We start from the raw sequence: 6,589 nt of genomic DNA on the forward strand, positions 1-6,589 counted from the left end.
GGAGCCGCGGGCGTCGCGCCCGGCGCCCGCGCCGCGCCGGGAGCCCCCCGCTGCTCCACCTGGCCCGAGGGCCGCCGGAAGAAGCGGAAGAAGTCCGAATCCGGCGACAGGACGAGGCGTGTATCGCCGGCCCGCAGGGCGGCCTCATAGGCCTGGAGCGAGCGGTAGAAGGCGAAGAAGTCCTGGTCGCGGCTGAACGCCTCGGCCAGAATTCGGTTCTTCTCCGCCTCGCCCGTGCCGCGCAGTTCGTCGGCCCGGCGGGTCGCGTCAGCCACGATCACCGTGACGTCGCGGTCCGCCCGCGCCCGGATGCCCTGGCCCTGCTGCGTGCCCTGGGCCCGGATGTCGGTCGCCTCGCGCTGCCGCTCGGTCTGCATGCGTTGGAACACCGCCTGGCTGTTCTGCTCGGGCAGGTCCACACGCCGCAGACGCACATCGACGATCTCGACACCGATGCCGCGCGCGGCGGTGTTCACCCGCTCTTTGATCTGCCGCATCAGGGCTTCGCGCTCCGTGCGGACCACGGCCGCGAAGGTGGCGTCGCCGAGGACGCTGCGGACCGTCGACGACACGATGGAGCCGAGGCGGTTGTTGGCGCCCACGATCGAGTTCACGGTCTGATAGAACAGCAGCGGATTGATGATCCGGTAGCGGGCGAAGGAGTCGACCACGAGCCGCTTCTGGTCGGAGGCGATCACCTCCTGGGCGGGCAGGTCGAGATCCAGCACGCGCCGGTCGAGATAGAGCACGTTCTCGATCAGCGGCACCTTGAAATAGAGGCCGGGCGTGCTGGCCACGGCCCGGACGGCGCCGAACCGAAGCACGAGCGCCTGCTGCCGCTGCTCGACGACAAAGGTCGCCGAGAGCAGGACCACGACCAGGATGGCGAGGGCCGCGGCTGCGGCCGTCCGAACGGTGGTGCTCATCGGGCCGCTCCCGTCGCGGCGGGGGGCGTCGGCCGACGGCCCAGCTCTCCCAGTGGCAGGTAGGGCACGACACCGCCGGCGCCCGCCGGCTGGTCGAGAATGAGCTTGTCGGCGCCGCCGAGCACGCGCTCCATGGTCTCGAGGAACATCCGCTCGCGCGTCACCTCCGGCGCCTTCCTGTATTCCTCATAGACCTGGGTGAACCGCGAAGCCGCACCGCGGGCCTCGGCGATCGAGCGCTCGCGATAAGCCTCGGCGCCCTGCACGATCCGGGTCGCCTCACCGCGAGCCTCGGGCAGAACCCGGCTCGAATAGGTCTCGGCTTCGTTGCGGACCCGGTCCTGGTCCTGCCGCGCGGCCTGGACGTCCCGGAACGCGTCGATCACCTGCTGGGGCGGATCGACCCGCTGCAGGTTGACGCGCAGGATCTCGATCCCGGCCCCGTAGCCGTTGAGCGTCTCCTGGGTGAGCTGCTGCACCTCGGCCTCGATCGCAGCCCGGTCGGTGGTGAGGATCGACTGGATGTTGCGCCGGCCGATCACCTCGCGCATCGCGCTCTCGGCAACCACCCGGACCGTGCCCTCGGGATTCTGCAGGTTGAACACGAAATCGGTGACCTTGTTCGGATCGACCTGCCATTGCAGCGTGAAGTCGATGTCGACGATGTTCTCGTCGCCCGTGAGCATCAGGCTCTCGGAATCGGTCGGGCGCTGCGGCCGCCGGCCCGTCTCCACCGCCCGCACGCCGATCTCGATGGTGCGGTTCTGGGTGACGAGCGGCTTCTCGACGGAGCCGATCGGGAAGGGAAAGTTGTAGCGCAGGCCGTTGGCCGAACTGGATACGTAGCGGCCGAAGATCATGTTCAGGCCGATCTCGTTCGGCCGCACGGTGTAGAAGCCGGTCGCCAGCCACACGGCCAGCGCCGCGACAGCGATCAGGCCCATGCCGCGGCCGCCGATCTGCCCGCCGCCAGTTCCGGGCCCACCCGGGAACATGCCCCGCAAGCGGTCCTGGCCTCGCCGGATGATGTCTTCGAGATCCGGGGGCTTGTTGCCCCCGCCGCTCGGACCGGAACCCCACGGCCCGCCGCCACCGCCGCCGCCACCGGATCCGCGCTGCCCCCAGGGCCCGCCTCCGTTGCCGCCGCTTCCGCCGCCGCCGGTCTGATTGCTCCAAGGCATACTTGCTGTCTGTCCCCGTCAGCGGCCCGTCGGTCGCCTGCGAGGGGCAGGCTGGGCGCTTGTTGTCGCCCACCGGTGGTGTGTCAAGCTGGGCAGGAGGTGGTGTCGGACCCGCGCCAAGTCAACCGCTGCGACAACCGGACAAGCGATCAGCGCCGCTGGAGATCGATAAAGGTAAACGGGTGCTGGTCACCCTCCCCGGCCGGGTGCTCCTCGCGAAAGGTCTCGCGGAACTCGTCGGCCCTGAAAGCCGGAAAGACAACGTCCCCCGGCGTCAGATCGTGCACGCGGGTCAGGTGCATCCGGGACGTCTCCGGCAAGGCGAGGCGGTAGATCTCCGCCCCGCCGACCACCGCGATCTCGGCCGCGCCCATGGTGGCGGCAAGATGCTGGGCGGTGCGCTTGGCGTCCTCCCAGCTTCGAGCCACATGCGCGCCCTCCGGCGCGACACCCGGGTCGCGGGTCATCAGGACCGTTGCCCGGCCCGGCAGCGGGCGCCCGATCGCGTCCCAGCATTTCCGGCCCATGATCATCGGCTTGCCCCAGGTCAGGTCGCGGAAGCGGCGCAGATCCGTGCGCAGCCGCCAGGGCAGCGCGTTGCCGCGGCCGATCACGCCGTTCTCGGCCAGTGCCACCACGATCGACAGCGGCGGCACCGTCACGAGGGCTCCTCCCCGAGGCGGGCCAGCTCAGCGCCGCCCAGCCTGAGCCGCGTCCAGCCGCTCATCGGCTCCGCGCCGAGCGAGGCATAGAAGCCGAGCGCCGGAGCGTTCCAGTCCAGCACGGACCATTCGAGCCGCGGCAAATCCTCCTCGCGGCAGCGGCGGGCCAGCCCGGCCAGCAGCGCGCGGCCGATGCCGCGCCCGCGGAACTCGGGCGGCACATAGAGGTCTTCGAGATAGATCCCGGCCCGGCCCCGGAAGGTCGAAAAGCTCCGGAACCACAGCGCAAAGCCGGCCGCCACCCCGCCGACCTCGGCGAGGTCGCAATGGGCGCGCGGCTCCGGTCCGAACAGGGCCGCGTCCAGCAGGCTCTCCGTCGCGTCCACCTCGTGCAGCAGGCGCTCGTAGGCGGCCAATTCCCGGATCAGCCCGAGGATGACAGGGGCATCGCCCGGGCGCGCGGGCCGGATCGCGACGGCGCTGGCGGCGCTCATACGGCGACCGGGGCGCGGATTGCCGGCGCGGGCTCGTAGCCCAGGATCTCGACGTCCTCGTAGCGGAAGTCGCGCACGTCCCGGACCGCCGGATTCAGGCGCAGTTGGGGCAACGGGCGCGGCTCGCGCCCGAGCTGGAGTCGCGCCTGATCGAGGTGGTTCAGGTAGAGGTGGACGTCGCCGAAGGAATGCACGAACTCTCCCGGCTCGAGCCCGGTCGCCTGGGCCATCATGTGGGTCAGCAGCGCGTAGGACGCGATGTTGAAGGGCACGCCGAGAAACGCGTCCCCAGAGCGCTGGTAGAGCTGGCAGGAGAGCCGGCCCTCCGCCACGTAGAACTGGAACAGGCAGTGGCAGGGTGCCAGGGCCATCCGGTCGAGATCGGCCGGGTTCCAGGCCGACACGACCAGGCGGCGCGAATCGGGATTGCGGCGGATCTCCGCCTGGACGGCGCTGATCTGGTCGATCACCCGCCCGTCCGGCGCCTGCCAGGAGCGCCATTGCCGCCCATAGACCGGCCCGAGATCGCCATTCTCGTCGGCCCATTCGTCCCAGATAGTGACGCCGTTGTCGCGCAGATAGCCGACATGGGTGTCACCCTGCAGGAACCAGATCAGCTCATGCACGATGGACTTCAGGTGCACGCGCTTCGTGGTCACGAGCGGGAATCCCTGGGAGAGGTCGAATCGCAGCTGGTGGCCGAATACGGACAGAGTGCCGGTGCCGGTGCGGTCGGACTTCGCCACCCCTTCGTCGAGGATTCGGTGGAGGAGGTCGTGATAGGCGCGCATGATCGTCTCCGCCGCTGCGTCTACACCGGCGCCGGGCCGGCTCGAAGCGCCATCCTGCGGCTGTCCCCTCCCTTCCGTTGCCGCGGGGCGGCTTCTATAGTTCTGGGCCGACCGGCGGCCGCCGATCGCGCCGTTCTTGCGTCCAGGACCCCATGACGACGGATCTCATCCGCTACGACCTTCTCGTGCAGGACGCTCTCCGCAGTGTTGTTCGGCGGGTACTCGGGGATGCGGCCCGCGACGGGCTGCCCGGCGAGCATCATTTCTACGTCTCGTTTCGCACCGACAGGCCGGGGGTCCGCATCTCGCCGCGGCTGCGCGAGCGCTATCCGCAGGACATGACCATCGTGCTCCAGCACCAGTTCGACAATCTGGTGGTTCAGGACCACGCCTTCGAGGTCGGCCTGTCGTTCTCGGGGGTGGCCGAGCGGCTGCGCGTGCCCTTCGAGGCGCTGACCGGCTTCTTCGATCCCTCCGTCCAGTTCGGCCTCAAATTCGAGGCGCAGGAGGGCGAGACGGAGGCTCCGGCCGCGGAGGGCCCGGTTCTGGTCACCGGCAAATCCGCATCCTCCGTCCCGGCGATCGGGCCGAAGACGCAGGACGAGGAGGCGCCCGCAAAAGGCAAGACGAGCAAGAAGGCCAAGCGGGCCGAGGACGAGGCTCCGGCCGATGCCGGCGGCGGTGAGGTCGTGAGCCTCGACGCCTTCCGCAAGAAAAGCTGAGCTCAGCGCAGCGTCACCCGCATCGGCAGCCCGCCGCCGGGCCGCAGCGTGACCCGGTGCACCGGGGCCACGACATGGCCCGGTTCGAGGTCGAGCCGCAGCGCCCGCGCCAGGGCGGCGAGCACGACCACGGCCTCCTGCAGGGCAAAACTCGCCCCCACGCAGACGCGCGGGCCCGCCCCGAAGGGCAAATAGGCGAACCGGTCGATGGCGCCGCGCCGCTCGGGCAGGAAGCGGCCCGGATCGAACGCATCCGGATCCTGCCACAGCGTCCAGTGCCGGTGCAGCACGTAGGGCGCGATCATCACGAGCGAATCCTTCGGGATGCGGTAGCCCACCACCCGATCGTCGGCCACCGCGGAGCGGCTCATGAAGGGCACGGGCGGATAGAGCCGCATGGCCTCCTCGACCACGGCCCGGGTGAACGGGAGCGCGGCCATGTCGGTCGGATCCGCCCGATCCACCTCCGCCTCGAGCCGGTCCCGCATCTCCGGGGCCTGCGACAGGAGATAGAGCGACCATGACAGCGCGTTGGCGGTGGTCTCGTGGCCCGCGCCAATGAACGTCACGACATTGGCCCTCACCTCGAGATCGGAAAGGCCGGTGCCGGTCTCCGGGTCACGCGCCTGGAGCAGCAGCGTCAGGAGATCGCGAGGCGCTTCGCCACCCCGGGCGAGCAGCGCCTTGCGGGCCGTGAACAGCTCGCCCACGACCTCCTCGAAGAACCGCAGGGCTGGGCGCGCCCGCAGGCGCCCGATCCGGGGCAGCCAATTCGGCAGGCCGAACACGTCGAGCGGGTCGATGGGGCCGATCGCCTCGAAATAGCGCGTGATGGCGCGCGACAGCGCGTCCGGATCGCGGGCAAGACCTTGGGTGAAGATCGTGCGCTCGAGAACGTCGAGCGTGACCCGCGTCATCTCCAGCGCGGCGTCCACCGGGCGGCCGTCGCCGCGCCGGCGCAGGCGGCGCACCACACGATCGGCGGCTTCGGCCATGGGGCCCGCAAACCCGGCCACGGTGCGGGGCGTGAACAGGGCCGCGATGGCGCGGCGCTGCCGCCGCCATTCCTCGCCCTCGGCCGTGAGCAGACCGTTGCCGAGCCCGGGCGCGAGCACGCGGCGCTGGAGGTCGTCCTTCCGGTAATTGGCGGCGTTGTCGACCAGCACATGCCGAATGGCGGCCGGATCGCTGAGCACCGTCACGCGCCCCAGCACGCCGTCGCTGGCCAGCACGGGCTGCGTGAAATGCGCCTCCGTCCAGGTGGTCAGCGGGTTGGTGCGCGCGCCCTTGAGAAACGTGAACAGATCCGGCGGCCGGCGCAGCGGCGGCGGCACCGGGGGCCGAAAGAGGGCCCGCTCCGGCAGAGCGGATCGGTCCAAGGGGCCCGGGGGTGGTTCCGTGCGCATCCCGGACAATGTAAGCCCCGGGCCGACGAGCAGAAGAGGCCATGATGTCACCGACGAATTCCGGCGCGGCCGCCAGTGCCGGCGCGACCCGCACCGAAAGCGACACCTTCGGACCGATCGAGGTCCCGGCGGACCGCCTGTGGGGCGCCCAGACCCAGCGTTCCATCCAGAATTTCCGCATCGGCGGCGAGCGCATGCCGGCGCCGCTTGTCCATGCGCTCGGTGTCGTGAAACAGGCCGCCGCCCTGGTGAACAAGGACCTGGGCGAGGTGGAGCCCCGCATCGCCGATGCGGTCGCGGCCGCGGCGGCCGAGGTTGTCACCGGCAAGTACGACGACGAGTTTCCGCTGGTGGTCTGGCAAACCGGCTCCGGCACCCAGTCCAACATGAACGCGAACGAGGTCATC

8 protein-coding genes are annotated in these 6,589 nt (G+C 70.4%); 2 read left to right on the forward strand and 6 right to left on the reverse strand.

Annotated elements, in window-relative coordinates; translation table 11 throughout:
• From JWR86_RS05890 to JWR86_RS05910, 5 genes are all read right to left on the reverse strand, one after another.
• Positions 1-926 (reverse strand): protease modulator HflC (locus tag JWR86_RS05890; protein WP_299562080.1); only part of this gene is annotated, 926 nt, incomplete at its 3' end.
• Complete coding sequence (gene hflK / locus JWR86_RS05895; RefSeq protein ID WP_299562083.1) at positions 923-2,107, reverse strand: FtsH protease activity modulator HflK; 1,185 nt, start codon at positions 2,105-2,107, stop codon at positions 923-925. The genes hflK and JWR86_RS05890, both read right to left, overlap by 4 nt.
• Positions 2,108-2,256: 149 nt before the next feature.
• Positions 2,257-2,769, reverse strand: a complete 513-nt coding sequence (locus JWR86_RS05900; protein WP_299562086.1) for a dihydrofolate reductase — start codon at positions 2,767-2,769, stop codon at positions 2,257-2,259.
• Positions 2,766-3,263 carry a GNAT family N-acetyltransferase gene (locus JWR86_RS05905; protein ID WP_299562089.1) on the reverse strand — a complete coding sequence of 166 codons (498 nt, stop codon included), beginning with the start codon at positions 3,261-3,263 and terminating at the stop codon, positions 2,766-2,768. The genes JWR86_RS05900 and JWR86_RS05905 overlap by 4 nt, the downstream gene beginning before the upstream one ends.
• Positions 3,260-4,054, reverse strand: coding sequence for a thymidylate synthase (locus JWR86_RS05910; protein WP_299562091.1), 795 nt, complete (start codon positions 4,052-4,054; stop codon positions 3,260-3,262). The genes JWR86_RS05905 and JWR86_RS05910 overlap by 4 nt, the downstream gene beginning before the upstream one ends.
• 152 nt (positions 4,055-4,206) lie before the next feature.
• Here JWR86_RS05910 and JWR86_RS05915 point away from each other — a divergent pair, with 152 nt between their 5' ends.
• The gene (locus JWR86_RS05915; protein ID WP_299562093.1) at positions 4,207-4,776 is read left to right on the forward strand and encodes a ClpXP protease specificity-enhancing factor SspB; all 570 of its coding nucleotides are present in this window, start codon (positions 4,207-4,209) and stop codon (positions 4,774-4,776) included.
• A 2-nt stretch (positions 4,777-4,778) separates the two neighbouring features.
• Here the strand turns inward: JWR86_RS05915 and JWR86_RS05920 are convergent, their stop codons facing one another.
• On the reverse strand, positions 4,779-6,182 hold the full coding sequence (locus JWR86_RS05920; protein ID WP_299562095.1) for a cytochrome P450: 1,404 nt from the start codon (positions 6,180-6,182) through the stop codon (positions 4,779-4,781).
• Positions 6,183-6,226: 44 nt separating this feature from the next.
• On the opposite strand from JWR86_RS05920, the gene JWR86_RS05925 reads away from it, so the two are divergent.
• Positions 6,227-6,589: lyase family protein (locus tag JWR86_RS05925; RefSeq protein WP_299562097.1), on the forward strand; the 363-nt coding region annotated here is incomplete at its 3' end.

Source organism: Enterovirga sp. (genome assembly GCF_028290205.1).
Classification (GTDB): Bacteria; Pseudomonadota; Alphaproteobacteria; order Rhizobiales; family Beijerinckiaceae; genus Enterovirga.